The following is a 14,621-nucleotide window of genomic DNA, read 5'->3' as shown; positions in this document are numbered from 1 at the left end:
CGGCCGAAAACTATCGTTAGTAGATTACCGTGTGCGCTGCTGAAGGTCTTTCAGCCTGTCATGTAGTCTCTCAATGGCCTGCGCATTCTCCGCAGCGGATTGCTTGTAACGCGCATCGACTCTGGCCTGTTCAGCAAGTTGTTCCTGTAAGCGCCGACCCGTTTTTGCATCCAGAAAATGATCCCGACTGGCCTCCACTATCCAGCGGGTATCGGTGGAGGCGTGGCCACTGACCAGAGACGTCCATTCCGAAGCATTACCCGATTTGTCCACCAGCCGTGCCCGAAAGTAGAGCTTCTCTCCCGCTGCCAGCCCTTGTAACGTGTGGGTGCGTTGCGGATAGGCAATATCAGCGAACTGCAACGTGTCATCAACTTCTCCGCTTTTGTTGTAGCCAATTTCCGTTTTCAGCAGAATATCCGTCGGGTTAGCAAAATCCCAGTCCAGCCGGATACCAAAAAGTAGCGGCGTGGTTTGGAGGGAGTGCGGTTCCGATGGCGGCCTTGTGTGTCTTTCCAGCAGGGTATCCCGTGTGGTCGTCCAAATACTGGAGATTGCCGCGGCATTCATCGCCCTGACTCGCGCCTGATAGCGTCCTTCATCGACGTTCGGTACCTCAAGACGCCGGGCGGTTGTCTGGGGTGCCGTTATCCAGTTGCCATTGTCTTTACGCCATTCGACGTCATAGGCCACGGCACTGTCGGCGGCATCCCATGTGATTTGCAACGTGGTGGTGATAATGCCCTGATTGATTGCCGTATCACTGTCGATACGGACATGCTTCGGCGCGGGTTGAACGCGGGGCGGAAAGGTAGTCACGGGGCGTTCGTCAATACGGGTGTTCCTGTCGATAAGCTCATACTTGTCTGGGTTATGCTCAACTGCCGTAATCTCAAACGAGACACCGTCTTCTCCCGCTTTGATACCCATCACCCGGAAAGGGTGTTCCACGCTATAGCTGGATTCAATGGACCAGACGGCCCCCGCCTCCGGGAGATCTGAATAAGCATAGCCACCGCTACTCACGGAAACGTCCTGTCCGTTGATCGCGGTAATGAGATCCTTTCCTGTTTTACCGGAAGGCAGGTTGACGACCAACCAGTCCCCCGATTTTGCTGATGGCACCCGATCCAACGTGAGCATATATCGCCTCGGCACAGCCTGAATACGCCCACTTCTGCCGGCTCCTGACAGTAGATTATCCGATATGCCGATAAGGTAACCCGGCAGAGGAATACGCCCCTCCAGTCCGACGGTGAAGGTGACGGTTCGGTCATGTTCGTTGGTATGCAGCACCCATTTTCCACGCCGGATGGCTTCACTCTGGCGGGTACAACCGATGGCAGTGATATCAGCCTGTCGGATACCATAGCGGCGTATCAGGCGATGTTCAAACACCGGCTCGATAGCATCCTGATAGCCGTTCTTCGGATCAGACCAACTCACCATCGCCGTAGAATAATGGGTTTTCTCGCTGGCACTGGCATAGGTGAATTTGCCATCACGCACATTGGCCCCCGTAAAGAGATAATCCCTGTCACGGGGCATATCCGCCAGCACGTTCATGTTATTATTGGCCCAGAACGTCATCCCCCGGAAGATCCCCGCAATGTCACGCAACACCGCCCAGGCATCTTCCTGTGACTGAATATACACATTACAGGTAAAACGGGGTTCTTCTACCCCTTCACCATCCGACACCATCTGATCACAATATTGCGCGATGGTGTACAGATCCCATTTTGCCAGCGTCAGGTTTTCCGCTTTCACCCGGGTGCCGATACTGAACCGGTCATTGATCATCAGGTCGTACAGCACCCAAGCTGGATTGTCGCTCCATGCCCATTTGAAGGTGCCGTCCCAGCTACCATAATAGCGGCGACTATCGGGATGATAATTGGCGGGCACACGAATGATGCGCATCTTCGGCTCACAGGTGATTTGCGGAATATTGCGAAACTGTTTGGCATCAAACTGAACAAATAACAGGGCTGTTTCCGGGTAGCTTAATTTAGCGTCGATCACTTCAGTAATGGCTTCCACTACCATGGCATCCGCGATCCGGTTGCTGTTTTGTTTTGGCGTCAACCGCCGAAGGCGCACCTGCCAGCCCGAATAAGCAGCGGGTAAATCTACCCGATGGGAACGTTCATATTGGGTGGTGGTTTTGCCATCAACAGCGGTTTTCAGGATTTCCTTGAAAGCGCCGCCATCAGTGGCAAGGTCAATGGCATAGTCAATGCGATAACCCACGGTATCTCCGTTCTCTTTTTGTTGCTGCAACTGGGGCCACGATAACCGCAGGCGAACGGCTGACAGTTGGGTATTGGTGACCGTCGTGACCCACGAGTTGACCAGTTCAGCACTCACCGTTCGGGCATTTTCGACCGCCGGCATCCCGGGAATATAGGCCTGATGGGGGGTACCGGGACGGAATTCCCATTTGACCCCTTCAAAATTAAGCGAGCCATCGGCACCGATAAGTGGCGTGTTATCCAGAAAAATACGTCGGCCATCCAGCTCGCCGGCAAATTCGCCTTCACCGAGGGCAAGAAGGATCTTGGTATAGGAAGTGGATTGCAGCGAGTCCGGTGCTTCCACCGGCGTGCGTGGCTGCTGGCGTCCGCCTTTATTACCCAAAATGGGCTGCTGTTCCATACTTCATCCTCAGCACGTTATTGTTGGTCTTCTGCATAGATACCGGCTGAAATAATAGCGCCACCAATGCGGCGTCTGCCGTAGCCAATCGGTACGGGATTGCCCTGCGCAACCGTATTCACCGGTCCCCCGAACGCATAGGAGGGCTTGTTATCGGGATCTTCGCGCCGGGCCAGTCCGCCCGGCATCGGTGAGAGCATCTGCACCACGCCACCCAACATCATGCCCACCCCGGACATGACCATCGGCGCACCAAACGGGGTTGCCCACAAGAACGCGCCGGCCACCACCATGACCGCGCCCAGAATAGTCTGAAAGACACCGGCATTTTTGCTGCCGATAATCATTGGCGCAATGCGGATATCGTCCTGCCCGGAAAACACCAGTTCTTCCCGACTGATATTGCGTTTTCCGTTAAACACGGCAAAGGTCAGTCCCTGCGCTTTGGCGGTCAGCAGGAAACGTTCAAATCCTTTCATCCGCACGGATAATGCCCGGATCGCTTCCTGCGGGGTAGAGACTGCCAGATTATGTACCCGACCGAAGCGGGTACCGAGCACACCGTATAATCGAATAGTTCTTAGGGTATTCATGCAGTTACTCCAATAAAAAACCCGCCGAAGCGGGTGACAAATGGTGCTCTATTTCATTAAAAAGCAGTTGGATAAATACCGTAATCACCACTTGAACCATATCCGATCCGATATATCAAAGTCCTACCTTCTGTAACTTTACCTTCCTGCTCGCTCATACCACCAACACATATCCCTTCTGGTTGTGCGCTAAAAATATGACTACCTATCTCGGGATATATTTCTATTTTCTGTTTTGGTTCTAGGCGGGCAATTTCTTTCCCATCAACATAAATTCGGGATGAACAGGGGCTTCCTAAAAGACCTGAATCTCTTTTGATTATAACCTTGCCTGTTCCTTCTTTTTTGACCAATAAATCATGCTGTATTATCTGCTTTTCTGGCACTAGTTTTGCTGCTTCATTGGAAATTGGAGTGGTTGCGCAGCCTACGAGATTAAAAATCATTGCCACTACAGCTATTTTTTTCATACTAATCAATCCTTGTAATTAAAACATCTTAAGATTATCCATAATAGACTAATTAATCATAAAACTTTTATACCTCAATACGATTATTGTGCGTTCCTGCCAATAGCCATGATAGGGTTCTCGCTTACTGAGCTGTCCGTACAGGTGGTGCAACATCAGGCCATCACCCAGATAAACACCGGCATGGTTGGGTTCATTCGCCTGTACCTGCATAATGATCACATCCCCTGCCTGTAATTCACCGCGACACGCGACAAATCCGGCAGCGGCATACTGTTTCATATACAGATTTTCGCCCCGCGTCCACCAGCCATCGATACGTTCAAAATCAGGGAGTTCAAGCGTACGTTCCAGTTTGTACCAATCACGCACGATGGCATAACAATCCCAAATGCCGTGTACAAACGGGCGTCCTACTAAGGGCTTAATGCCGGACAGGGGCATCAGGGTACGAATATCCCCTTCCGGCCATGAAACAATCACCCATGGCGTTTGTGACAGATCACACTGGGCGATATCCAACGGGCTCGGCTGTGTCGTCGCATCGGGGTGACTGTGAACAATGGCAATAATCTCGCCCTGATCTTCGGCAGCCGCGTAATCCGCCGGGTGAATACAGAACTGTTCAGTGGGTGATGGGGCAGTATTGCGACAGGGAAGATAATGCTGTCGGCGGTGCTGTTGAATAATTACCCCGCAACACTCATTCGGGTAGGCTGCTTGGGCATGTGCCATCATGGCACGGGTGGTCGCTTTTCTCAGTATCGTCATGGTTAGCGCCTCAGCAAGGCCGAGCCGGGAAACCCGCCAAAGGGCAATTGCGCTGTATCTCCAAAACGTTTTTTACAGTCACTCATTAACCCTCCACAGGCATCCGAGGCCGGATCATTGGTCGGTTTGCCCCGTTCAGTAAAATAACGGGTGCCGGTATAGCCACACGGTGACTGGCGATATTGTCCGCGAATGCACCATGTACACAGGCTGTGAATTTGCCGGGTCGGAATTTTGATTCCCTGCAAATCGGCAGGAGAAGAGAGCGAAAACTGGATGCTTTCGTTATCTTCCTGCGTTTTACTGTCGATGTAGAAAACATCGATTTTTTCCTGTTTCGGATCGGCTTGCGGGTTGCCGTCGGGGAAATTACGCGCATCCAGATAATGGGCAAAGGTCATGCGGATCGTGACACGCGCCTGCACCATATTTTGATAAGCCAGACACAATGCACTCAGTGTGCCGTCCAGATTGGCCACATTGAGAGTAGGCGTGACCGCTCGCCCATCACTGGTCACTTCCAGCCCTTCGATACTGACGGGCCACGGTTTGTATTCGATACCCTGCCACCAGAGGGACTTCACCGGTAAGTTCCCGCTATTTTCCAGCTCAGCCTCGGTATACGGGATAGGATGATGGTGAAAGTGCAAGACAGGCCCGCCAAAGGCCGAGCCATCGACAGTCAATAAGACAATTTTACTTCCCGGCTCAAGCCGCTGAAGTGTTGCATTCAGGGTCATGATGAAATCCCTTACGGATGATAGATACGGGTGAAGGTCACGGAGAGCGTGAAATAAGTGCCATTAGCCTGAACAGTGAATTTTCCGGACTGATACAGTCCCGGTTCAGAGAGCGGATTACGCCATTTAAATGCACGCCAGCCCTGATGCTCACGCAGAAAAGCGATAATCGGCTGGATATCAGACAGCGTCCCGACAAAAGACACCGGCCAATTTTCGCGTTGCGCGTTGATCCCATTGCCGGAGGTCTGCTTATAACCATCACCGAATTGAACAGTACGTACAATCGGCTCAAACTCGCCACTCGCGCCCACCCTGACAGGAAAATCAAAGGTTTTTATCATTATCGTCCTCCTTTAATCGCCGCGCTGAGTTCACCACCCTGACTCAGACTTTTATGCAGTAAAAATTTGAAGCGCTGATCGACAAATTTCGCAATATCCTGCCCCGCAGACTCGGCACCCCGGGATGTTTTCGTGTCATGCGTTCCCTCGGCATGGATCACAATATGAACGGAATTAAAGGTGGAGTGGCCCGTACTGCCGGTGGACTGAACCCCCAACTTACCGTCAGCACCGCGTTTTAAGGGCAAGATCGCTTCCGGGCCGGCTTCCCCCATCACCCCACCCCCTTTGGCGAACGCAAACAGCGTCGGTTGACTGACCATCTGCCCGCTGTACTGACTTAAATCCGCCGATTGATAAACGCCGCCTTTCGCATTCATAATGGGACTCTTCCAGACATCCGGGGTCAGGGTGCTGCCGGAACCCACCGAAGACAGGCTACCTCCCGCCGAAGACAATGCGCTGGCACCCATGCTGCCCATCCCACCCCCAAAGAAACCGGAGAGGGCTTTGGTGATCAATGCCTGTACTGCAATACGAACCAGATCCTGAATAATAGATTGCGCCAGTGAGGCCGACAGCTCCCGCATGGATTCTGAAAAGGATTTTGTGCCCGTCAACATGCCGGTTAACGCACTCCCCGTACGTTGCTCAACCACATCCAGCAGATCCATCTGCATTTTCTGGAAATCCCCCTGTGAGGCGTATAAATCCTTTGCGGAGGCAAATTGCGCCTCTTTGGAACGATGAGCAGCGGCTATCATTAACTGCTCATGACGTTCCTTGCTGATAAGTCCGTTCCGGTAGTAAGTGTCGTAAAGCGCAGTTTGTTCTGTGAGCTGATTTTGCAATTGCACAACGGAATCGACCTCCCCCGCCCTATCCAAATGCGGGGCGGCAATTTGCTTTGCCTGTTCCGCTAATTTGTCTTTCACCGACGTTTGATACAGCGTTTTACTGGCGGACAGATACTCCTGTTCGGTCAATAACCGTTCGTTATACAGCGCTTTCAGTTCTGCACTGGCGTCTCTTTCCTGCCGGATTAATGCCGCTACCGGCGCATATTTTTCCGCCAGTTCCCGCCGCTGTTTTTGGTGATTTTCGACATTGAGGAGGGTTAAGCGTTGCAGCTCACTGTCCGAAGCGATACCCGATTTGCCAACTTCATGGATTTTACCCCGCATTGCTTTCTCGCTGAATCGGATACGATCTAAGCTGGTGGCATGGGTCTGTTCAATGTTCTTGCGTAACTGCTGATAAAGGTGAAGGGATTGTCTGCCTTGTTGCTCTGCGTTGATGAGATCCTGACCTGTCCATGGATTACCCGTACCGTTCCCTTCGGGTTTTGGCGGTGGCTGGTCAAACATCCCCGCTACCGATGTGGCCTGCAGGTTTTTCTTTCTGGTGGTTTTCTTTTCTATCCCTTTGAGGATATCTTCTCGCCGACTGAGTAATACCCGGCCTTGCTTTTCAACTGCTTTCGGGTCTTCATAAAGAAAACTTAAGAACCCTTTTTGACGGTTTTGTAAGTGCTCGATTCGGGTTTGGGAATACCGTTCCAGTTGGCTATCAATCTGCCTGAGTTCTGCTTTCAGATTGTTAAGATCATCGTCAGTCTTATCCAGCTCGACCGCCACCTTAATGCTGGAAAGCCGTTGCAGTTCAGCTACCGTTTCAACGGTTCCCTCCTTTAAGTGTCGCAATCCCTCTCTGGCTTGGACGCTAGAGTTATATAACCCGTACAAAGCAGAACCTGCCAGCATCGCTGCACCAAATGGTCCACCCATCAGGGCAAGTGCGCCACGGGCAGCGCCTGCGGCGGCCGATAATGCCCGATAGGCATAAGACAGCCGGCGGTTAGCTGCTTCAAGTTGCCCGGTGGCCTGTGTTTGCAACTTGAGAGCTTCCGTTTCCTGTCGGATCAGGGTGCTTTTTTCTTTCGCATAATTGACGGAGAGTCCATGCAAACGGTTGGTTCTTTCCAGATACTGAATGTGCCTGCCCTGTGCTTCCGTTGAACGTAGCGTGGCATTGGCCTGTTCAATCGTGCGTTTTGCCGTTTCTGCCTGCTGTTTGGCCATATCACGAGCCGCTTTTTCGGTGGCCCGCCATGCCGTCATATTTTCACGTAATCCCGCGGTCAGCTTTGTTGCTATCACGGGGATTAGCGTATGCAATGCTACGCTGGCCACCAGATTAACATTCTCGGACAGCGCATTAATTGCGTGGGTTGCCCCCTGTACTCCGGTACGCAATGGGCCATCGGCACTCTGCCCGATTTTCAACGCCATGCCTTCAAAGGCACTCGTCATCACCTCCAAATCGGCACCGAGGTTATTCGCACGTGCACTGGCCTGTTCATAGGCAACCTGTGTTCCGGTCAGAGCTTGGGTCAACACCTCCAGTTTTTCCCGCCCGGTGACCAAGTTGGACGCTGCGCTGACATTGGCCCGGCCAAATAATTTAACCGCCTGCGCCGTTGACAGGTTTTTGCCCATCAGGGATTCTAATGCCGACGATAAACCCACTACCGACGGTTTCAGATTTTTGTCTGTCGAACGCTCCAGCGCCAGTATCACATTACGCAGGGCAATACCTGCCTCGCCGCCTTTCATACCGCGTTCTGCCAGTATCTGAATAGCCGCCCCCAGTTCTTCAACGCTGATCCCGGCCTGAGCGGCTACGGTGCCACCCTGTTTAATGGCCTGCGCGGTCTCGTTGATTTCAGAAGAGCCATATTTCGCACCCGCTGCCAGTACGTTAATGAAACGGTCAGCCTGTGCGGCACTGGCACCAAACTGATTCAGCGATAACGCCAGTGCTCGAGTCGCATCCGGGAGAGCAATCCCGGACGCCTGTGCCAGTATGACTGCTTTCTCAGTGGCTAGCGTCAGCGCCTCGGTGCTTTTCAGCAGTTCTGGCTTGGCAGAGGCCATGAGTTTCAGAGCCTGCGCAATGCCGGTCGCCCCGAACTCGGTGGTACGCCCCAGCCGTTGGGCGTTTTCATCCAGTTTTTTTAACTGTTCACCCGTTGCACCGGTAATGGCAGACAAATCAGACAATGCCTGCCCGTATTTGCGAGTCTGGGAAATCATCGTGTTCAGTGAAAAACCGGTGCCGGCCAGTAATGCCAGTTGCCCAGACACCGATTTGATGTGTGACGCCAACGAACTGTACGCCTTTTTGGCCTTTTTCGTGTCTGCGACGGTTTTGTCAGTAAAGCGTTCAGACTCCCGCCCGGCATAACGATAGGCATCCCTCATCTGGGATTTGAACGAAGTCGCATTGACCAGCAAGCCCACCGTCAATGTCGATAAATTAGCCATAACTTAACCCAATAATTTCATGACAGCCTCACACTGTGCCCGGACCACAGCGGGCGAATTGTCTGCCGGTTGGCGGTTTTTCAGTCGATAATAGGCTTGCCATTCGTTGAGCGTGGACGCCGGCAAGGACAGGATACGATAGGGATCGATTTCGCCGAGCTGTTCCGCTAACGTGAAGGCAAAATACAGCCACGACGAGTCAGTTAGTTTTTTTCGGCGTCTTCCAATGTACCGATGGAGTGACGCTTCACGGTCTGGATGGCTTCAATCAGGATGGCGTTATCATGGACGATCATCAATTCCTCTGCCGTGGGCAGGAAGTCAGCGGGAATGGGTTTACCTTTATTATCCACCAGACAATCCAGTACCATCTGGATATTCAGGCGGGAGGCTTCGCGCCCGTCTCCCGCTTCACTCAGCTTTTCCGCTTTTTCTTCCAGCTCCAGCAGTTCCAGTGCCGTCATCCGACGCAGATTAATTTGCGTACCGAACAATTCCACCGCTTTAATCTGCGGACGCGGAGTGAGTAAAGCCGCTTTCAGTGCTTTCATGGGTTAACTCCTGTTTTGCTGTCTGCGATACCCCAGACGAGGTTGTTTTGTTTGCCTTTGACGGTGATCTGGATCACTTCACTCGCCGGCGCGTTAATGTCATTCATTTCCCAGCCGGAAAGCGCCAGCACCATTGTGGCAGTCCGTTTATTCGGCAGGATGATGTAAAACTGCACGGTTTCGCGTTTTTCAGCCGCGTTCAGGAAAGAGACAAAATCCTCGTTCGCCGGATCATCGATAAAGCCGAGGGATTTTTCCGGGCCTTCCGGCATATCGGAGATAAACTGCTTATTGGTATCCATCAGGGTGGTGCAGTCGACAAAACTGCCGGTCAGCCCGGTTGCACCCAGTGCCTTACAGTTAATGAGGGGTTTCATCTGTGCCACGCTATCGCCGGGTTTGCCGAACTTCACCAAAGTACCGACCGGTAATACCGCGTATTCAGGGGAGGTTGCCATGATGTTTTACTCCAGTCTTATGAGTTATAACCGTCCAGTGCATTACGGATTTCTCGCGCCAGCACCTTAATGACAGCGGTTTTGTTGTAATCCAGCGCCGGACGGATAAAGGGACTCGGAACCTGTTTGATCGTGCCCATTTCCTGTGCTAAGGCTTTCATCCGGTGAGCTTTTGCCGGGCCAACCGTGACCATCACGCCACCCGGATACTTCTTAGATTTTGTTGTACGAATAAGGATATTGTCCCGCAGATGCGCGGCATGGCTTTTTTTGTTATAACCGGCATGGGCCTGCATATCTTCCTGTACAATCTGCATCGCCTTTTTACCGGCTTTTCGCATGATGTCGGTCTGTAGAGCCGTATTCAGTGCCTGCAATTGACGTCCCAGTGCTGCCCATCCCGTCGTTTGTGCAGTGATCATGCCAGCTTCTCCGTGTAAGTGATGATAAAGTCCCGTGTGATACGGTAACGCTTACGATTTTCAGTCAGCTCTTCCGCTTCCTGATGCAAGAGTCCGCGTGAAACGGTTTGCACCGGATAACCACCGAGTCGGCCATGCTGCACAGATTCCCATGCAGAACGGATTTTCGCTTCCAGCCGCAGGGCCTGGGTGTAATCGTTCAGCACCATAATGCTGATTTGGAAGCGTGCTTCGATTAACGGCGAGGACACCAGCCCGAGAGTGAATCGGGGATCGCTGATACGCTGGTAGGTCACACCCTCTAATACCGTCGAAGGCAAGATCAGCGGATAAACCGGCAGGCCCGTTATCCGTTCTAAATCAGCTTTCAGTTCAGGTTCAATCATGACGAACATCGGCCTCCGTGGTCATTATCGTGCGGTCGGCACGATTACGGTCAATGGTGCGTACCGTGAACCGCCGATCCTGATGTTCAATCAGCCAACCCGGCTGGATATCACGCCGGGGTCTGACGGTAAATTGCTGGACCTCGATCACTTGTTGCTGCTCGGCAGTACGGAGCTTTCGGTTGGACACGGCCTCGGCTTTTGCCCAGACAGTGGCGACAGTGCTGTGGCTGAACGTTTCTGCACCCAGTTCGTCCCGATGAATAACCGGACGAAGTAACCGGATACGATGACGCAGTTCTCCTGCTTTCATCGTGATTCTCCTATAACGGAATAAAACGATAGGGTTCCAGCAAGGCCTGAAAGCCCAGCGGCAATGACTGGCCGTCCCGACTGTCATACCAGAATCCCACGGTTAACATAATCGCCAGTGCCACATCATCGGTCACGAGCAAGCCATCGGGATCATCCTCCGGTACCGCGTTTTCATACAGGCGACGGTTCAGGTAGCTTTCTGCCCGTTTGATGGCGGCACGGGAATAGGTGTTTAGTAAATCATCATCGGCAGGGTTATCACTGTCGAGTCGGCACTGCTGTCTGAGCAGATCCAGAGTGGGGAATGGCATGTGAACTCCTGATAATTACGCCTTACCTTCTGCCACTTTCAGCAATTTCACGGCGTTGCTGTCCACCAGCAGAGCACCCACCCGTTTGGTGGTATAAAAGTGAATAAACGGTTTGTGCGTGTAGGGATCGCGCAACATACGTACCCCAAGACGATCCAAAATGGTATAGCAGCGTTTGAAGCTCCCGAACGCCATTGGCACAGCACCGGCCCCCAAATCGGCGAATTGCTCATTCTCGGCAATACCGTAGCCGAGCAAGGCGGAAGGTTGCCCCACTTGCAGGCCCGGCTGCCACAGGTAGTTGCCCTGACTGTCTTTCAGGGTGCGCACCTGAAACAGCAGATTGTTGTTCATCATGAACTTTGCGCCGGTGCGATACGGTTTACGTAGCGTGTAGATCAGCTGCAGTATGTCGTCGGCGGTGATCTCGGTCGGCTTTTTCAGCAACCGATGCTGCAACGTGCCCCATTTGCGAGCTTTGTCTTCCTGCGCATCACTGCCGTAAGCTAATAAGCCTTTCGGTTTATTTTTGCCGTCACCGTGGGTAAACGCACGCTCCTCCTGCTCAGCAAACTCTTGTGTGAGTTCAGAAGAAATAAAGGCGTCCACATCGAAAAAGGCATCATCCAGCATGGTCTGGGTCGCGGCAGGGTTGCCGTAAATTTCGCCCCATGTCGGTTCGATGGGCATCAGCTTCGGTGTTTGCGTTTCCGGGCGCTGATCGGTTTCCCCCACCCAGCCACTGTTCGTGCCGCCCTGATTCACCAGCCGCTTGAAATTCGGGCTGCCTACGGACACCACGTGACACTCAGCACGCATCACCACTTCGTCTTTCAGGGCATTGATGATATTGCGATCCAGCTCTTCCGGCACGGCATAGCCACCTTCAGGATCGATGGTGGTTTGCATCGCTTTTTGTTCCAGCGCGGCCAGCCCCTCTTCCTTGCCCTTGCGGAGAAACTGAGCAAACGCCGCTTAGTGTTCACTCACTGCGGGCGCCTGCCGGACGTTTCAGCCCCGCCAGCTCCTCTTCCAGCGCGGTTTTCAGGGTATCCAGCTCAGACAGTTTGCCATTCAGCGTATCTACCTGCTCGGACAACTTCCCTTTCTGGGCTTCGATGGCCTCAATGCGCTGATCGTTCTTCTGCCTGAATTCATCGAAACGCTGCTGAATTTCCTGCGCAACCTGTTGTATTTCTTTAACTTCAATCGCCATCAAACACTCCGGTTAGTTAAAATGTAATGATTTCAGGGCCGTTAATGCCAAGGCAGTCTCAGCATCAGGCAAAGACAAGGCCTCGTAACCCTTCGCCATAAAGGCCTTAGCCTTAGCCTGAGCGCGGGAAAGTCCAACATCGCGCAGAACCCGTTCAATACGACCGGGATTGGGGATATCACCCCGGGCCAAGGCGGATTTCACATTGTTCACCCGCGCATCCTCGTTAGCGGGAAAAGTCACCAGACTGACTTCCCATAAATCGAGATCTTTCAATAAAAAAGCCTGCTTTGTTCGGTCATACTCTCCGTCTTTCAGGGTGTAGCCGATCGACAAACCAGAAAGTGATCCGGCTTTCATATGGGCATGCGCCCGTTTTGCCAGTGGATCCGCCTCGATCAACAACCGCCCTTTGAGATACAGCCCGGTTTCGTCTTCTTTCATGTCGGTATAAATCCCGATGGGTTCATCCATCCGGTGTTGCCAGAGCAAGGCAGGCAGACTGCCTTTTTCACCCCATTGCTTCAGCGTATTGGCAAACGCACCGGGTAAGACAATATCGTCAGCACTGTCTTTGAGACCGAACACGGAACCGTACCCCTCAAACTCGCCGGCATCGCTGACCGATTTGATTTTCAGCGGCATATCAAGTCGTTGTTGGGTGAGCATCGGCATGGTTTTCTTCCTCTTTTTTCGGGGCTTGATCGGGTTTCGTGGTCATGTTCATCGGCGTGAGATAAATATCGCCGCCCTCGCGAGGATTCAGTTCTTCCAGCGCCCGGCATTCGTTCGGGGCATAAATCCCCCAGTTAATACCGGTGGCATAGGCTTCAAAGCGGGATTTCATGTCCCCGCGCAATAAGGCGCCGGTATTAAACTTGGCGTAAAACCGTCCCTGCTTGTTGCTTCTGACCAGTCCGGCATTGATACGTTGTTCAATGCGGGTGAGGTAGGGCACCAGCGAGTAATTAATAAATCCGATCCCCAGATTTTCAATGTTGTTAAAGGTAGCGCGGTCAGTGTTCTGCACCATATGCAACGGCACCCGGAAGATGCGGCAGATCTCCTCCAACTGAAACTTACGGGTTTCCAGAAACTGCGCATCTTCTGCCGATAAACTGATTTGATGCCATTTCAGCCCCATCTCCAGGATCATCGGCTTATGGGCGTTGACCAGCCCCTGATGACGGGCTTCAAAATCCGTTTTCAGACGCTGATAGGCTTCCTCTTTCAAGGCTTGATCCGTTTGCAGGACACCGCTGGTCACGGCCCCGTTGCCAAACAATCGAGAACCGTGCTCTTCGGTGGCCAGCCCCAGCCCTATCGCTTGCCGGGCGTAAGTAATCGGGCTTAACTCGGTCAGACCATCCAGTGTAAAAATGCGCACATGCCAGAGTTCATCCTGTGTCAGCGTCCGGTTTTCACCGCTCGGGAAGGTCACCTGATAGTCCGGCTGCCAATCTTTGTTGAGTTTTGCCGTGACACTGCCTGGATCGAGAGGCAGTAACTCCACCACTTCCCCGAGCTCCTTCACTTTGTAGGCATAGAAGTTACCGCGCAGGCACAGGCAGGCAATGAGCAACTCCCAGAACTCCTGCGGTGTCATATAGTGATTGGGTTTGACCGACAACAGTTGATGCAGCCGCTCTTTAACAGCACGTCGGTTGCCGCGTTCTAATTGCTCATACAGCGAACAGGGCAACATGCCGACCGATTCCGCCAGCACCCGCACACAACTGAACACAGCGGTGAGTTGCATCGCTAACTGTGGACTGACCCGCCGTCCGCTGTAGGTATCATAGGACAGGCCAATCAATTCACTTAAATCACGGGCGGTCATAGCATCGGCGGATTTGCGAAATAAGCCGGGGAAAAACATCAGGTCTCCTTATCGGGTTTCTGGCTCAACATACGTGAGACCCCATACGACCAGCCAAGGCATAACACACCTGCCACCATCAATCCCGCAGCCGGCAACAGCCGCCATGCGCCGTAAGACAGCAGAGCGCCACCGGCCAGCCCGACCAGCGGGGCAGCCATCATTAATAATTTCATAAAAA

16 protein-coding genes and 1 pseudogene are annotated in these 14,621 nt (G+C 52.7%); all 17 read right to left on the bottom strand.

Features of this window, described 5'->3' with window-relative positions:
• Positions 1–24: 24 nt before the first annotated feature.
• Positions 25–2,658, bottom strand: coding sequence for a host specificity protein J (locus tag AACS90_RS07755; RefSeq protein WP_099122400.1), 2,634 nt, complete (start codon positions 2,656–2,658; stop codon positions 25–27).
• A 17-nt stretch (positions 2,659–2,675) separates the two neighbouring features.
• Positions 2,676–3,251, bottom strand: coding sequence for a tail assembly protein (locus AACS90_RS07750; RefSeq protein WP_099122399.1), 576 nt, complete (start codon positions 3,249–3,251; stop codon positions 2,676–2,678).
• A gap of 56 nt (positions 3,252–3,307) precedes the next feature.
• Positions 3,308–3,721, bottom strand: coding sequence for a hypothetical protein (locus AACS90_RS07745; protein ID WP_099122398.1), 414 nt, complete (start codon positions 3,719–3,721; stop codon positions 3,308–3,310).
• A 48-nt stretch (positions 3,722–3,769) separates the two neighbouring features.
• Positions 3,770–4,492 (bottom strand): C40 family peptidase, encoded by a 723-nt coding sequence (locus tag AACS90_RS07740; RefSeq protein WP_099122397.1) that lies wholly within the window; start codon positions 4,490–4,492, stop codon positions 3,770–3,772.
• A 2-nt stretch (positions 4,493–4,494) separates the two neighbouring features.
• Positions 4,495–5,232 (bottom strand): phage minor tail protein L, encoded by a 738-nt coding sequence (locus AACS90_RS07735; protein ID WP_099122396.1) that lies wholly within the window; start codon positions 5,230–5,232, stop codon positions 4,495–4,497.
• An 11-nt stretch (positions 5,233–5,243) separates the two neighbouring features.
• Positions 5,244–5,576, bottom strand: coding sequence for a phage tail protein (locus tag AACS90_RS07730; RefSeq protein ID WP_099122395.1), 333 nt, complete (start codon positions 5,574–5,576; stop codon positions 5,244–5,246).
• Complete coding sequence (locus tag AACS90_RS07725; protein WP_099122394.1) at positions 5,576–8,902, bottom strand: phage tail tape measure protein; 3,327 nt, start codon at positions 8,900–8,902, stop codon at positions 5,576–5,578. The genes AACS90_RS07730 and AACS90_RS07725 overlap by 1 nt, the downstream gene beginning before the upstream one ends.
• A 203-nt stretch (positions 8,903–9,105) precedes the next feature.
• Complete coding sequence (locus tag AACS90_RS07720) at positions 9,106–9,453, bottom strand: phage tail protein (protein WP_099122392.1); 348 nt, start codon at positions 9,451–9,453, stop codon at positions 9,106–9,108.
• On the bottom strand, positions 9,450–9,911 hold the full coding sequence (locus tag AACS90_RS07715) for a phage tail protein (RefSeq protein WP_099122391.1): 462 nt from the start codon (positions 9,909–9,911) through the stop codon (positions 9,450–9,452). Before AACS90_RS07715 ends, AACS90_RS07720 begins: the two co-directional genes overlap by 4 nt.
• A gap of 17 nt (positions 9,912–9,928) precedes the next feature.
• Positions 9,929–10,333, bottom strand: a complete 405-nt coding sequence (locus AACS90_RS07710; RefSeq protein WP_099122390.1) for an HK97-gp10 family putative phage morphogenesis protein — start codon at positions 10,331–10,333, stop codon at positions 9,929–9,931.
• The gene (locus AACS90_RS07705; protein ID WP_339373613.1) at positions 10,330–10,728 is read right to left on the bottom strand and encodes a hypothetical protein; all 399 of its coding nucleotides are present in this window, start codon (positions 10,726–10,728) and stop codon (positions 10,330–10,332) included. Before AACS90_RS07705 ends, AACS90_RS07710 begins: the two co-directional genes overlap by 4 nt.
• The gene (locus tag AACS90_RS07700) at positions 10,712–11,119 is read right to left on the bottom strand and encodes a phage head closure protein (protein WP_241538264.1); all 408 of its coding nucleotides are present in this window, start codon (positions 11,117–11,119) and stop codon (positions 10,712–10,714) included. The genes AACS90_RS07705 and AACS90_RS07700 overlap by 17 nt, the downstream gene beginning before the upstream one ends.
• Complete coding sequence (locus tag AACS90_RS07695; RefSeq protein WP_099122388.1) at positions 11,043–11,345, bottom strand: head-tail connector protein; 303 nt, start codon at positions 11,343–11,345, stop codon at positions 11,043–11,045. Before AACS90_RS07695 ends, AACS90_RS07700 begins: the two co-directional genes overlap by 77 nt.
• Before the next feature lie 15 nt (positions 11,346–11,360).
• Positions 11,361–12,561 (bottom strand): annotated as a pseudogene (locus AACS90_RS07690) (phage major capsid protein).
• A 12-nt stretch (positions 12,562–12,573) separates the two neighbouring features.
• Positions 12,574–13,230 carry an HK97 family phage prohead protease gene (locus tag AACS90_RS07685; protein ID WP_153043673.1) on the bottom strand — a complete coding sequence of 219 codons (657 nt, stop codon included), beginning with the start codon at positions 13,228–13,230 and terminating at the stop codon, positions 12,574–12,576.
• A complete protein-coding gene (locus tag AACS90_RS07680; RefSeq protein ID WP_099122386.1) occupies positions 13,208–14,440 on the bottom strand; it encodes a phage portal protein in 1,233 nt (410 codons plus the stop codon). Before AACS90_RS07680 ends, AACS90_RS07685 begins: the two co-directional genes overlap by 23 nt.
• The gene (locus tag AACS90_RS07675; protein WP_193757224.1) at positions 14,440–14,604 is read right to left on the bottom strand and encodes a hypothetical protein; all 165 of its coding nucleotides are present in this window, start codon (positions 14,602–14,604) and stop codon (positions 14,440–14,442) included. The genes AACS90_RS07680 and AACS90_RS07675 overlap by 1 nt, the downstream gene beginning before the upstream one ends.
• Between the last annotated feature and the right edge of the window lie 17 nt (positions 14,605–14,621).

It is taken from the genome of Xenorhabdus sp. KK7.4, from assembly GCF_963876465.1.
Lineage (GTDB): Bacteria > Pseudomonadota > Gammaproteobacteria > Enterobacterales > Enterobacteriaceae > Xenorhabdus > Xenorhabdus stockiae.
The sequence above is the reverse complement of the archived record's forward strand: the minus strand, read 5'-3'. Positions and strand labels throughout refer to the sequence as shown.

What these genes read in the sequence shown, in the direction of transcription:
- AACS90_RS07755 (WP_099122400.1), bottom strand. Translation starts at nt 2,658, where the DNA reads ATGGAACAGCAGCCCATTTTGGGTAATAAAGGCGGACGCCAGCAGCCA.
- AACS90_RS07750 (WP_099122399.1), bottom strand. Translation starts at nt 3,251, where the DNA reads ATGAATACCCTAAGAACTATTCGATTATACGGTGTGCTCGGTACCCGC.
- AACS90_RS07745 (WP_099122398.1), bottom strand. Translation starts at nt 3,721, where the DNA reads ATGAAAAAAATAGCTGTAGTGGCAATGATTTTTAATCTCGTAGGCTGC.
- AACS90_RS07740 (WP_099122397.1), bottom strand. Translation starts at nt 4,492, where the DNA reads ATGACGATACTGAGAAAAGCGACCACCCGTGCCATGATGGCACATGCC.
- AACS90_RS07735 (WP_099122396.1), bottom strand. Translation starts at nt 5,232, where the DNA reads ATGACCCTGAATGCAACACTTCAGCGGCTTGAGCCGGGAAGTAAAATT.
- AACS90_RS07730 (WP_099122395.1), bottom strand. Translation starts at nt 5,576, where the DNA reads ATGATAAAAACCTTTGATTTTCCTGTCAGGGTGGGCGCGAGTGGCGAG.
- AACS90_RS07725 (WP_099122394.1), bottom strand. Translation starts at nt 8,902, where the DNA reads ATGGCTAATTTATCGACATTGACGGTGGGCTTGCTGGTCAATGCGACT.
- AACS90_RS07720 (WP_099122392.1), bottom strand. Translation starts at nt 9,453, where the DNA reads ATGAAAGCACTGAAAGCGGCTTTACTCACTCCGCGTCCGCAGATTAAA.
- AACS90_RS07715 (WP_099122391.1), bottom strand. Translation starts at nt 9,911, where the DNA reads ATGGCAACCTCCCCTGAATACGCGGTATTACCGGTCGGTACTTTGGTG.
- AACS90_RS07710 (WP_099122390.1), bottom strand. Translation starts at nt 10,333, where the DNA reads ATGATCACTGCACAAACGACGGGATGGGCAGCACTGGGACGTCAATTG.
- AACS90_RS07705 (WP_339373613.1), bottom strand. Translation starts at nt 10,728, where the DNA reads ATGTTCGTCATGATTGAACCTGAACTGAAAGCTGATTTAGAACGGATA.
- AACS90_RS07700 (WP_241538264.1), bottom strand. Translation starts at nt 11,119, where the DNA reads ATGACAGTCGGGACGGCCAGTCATTGCCGCTGGGCTTTCAGGCCTTGC.
- AACS90_RS07695 (WP_099122388.1), bottom strand. Translation starts at nt 11,345, where the DNA reads ATGCCATTCCCCACTCTGGATCTGCTCAGACAGCAGTGCCGACTCGAC.
- AACS90_RS07685 (WP_153043673.1), bottom strand. Translation starts at nt 13,230, where the DNA reads ATGCTCACCCAACAACGACTTGATATGCCGCTGAAAATCAAATCGGTC.
- AACS90_RS07680 (WP_099122386.1), bottom strand. Translation starts at nt 14,440, where the DNA reads ATGTTTTTCCCCGGCTTATTTCGCAAATCCGCCGATGCTATGACCGCC.
- AACS90_RS07675 (WP_193757224.1), bottom strand. Translation starts at nt 14,604, where the DNA reads ATGATGGCTGCCCCGCTGGTCGGGCTGGCCGGTGGCGCTCTGCTGTCT.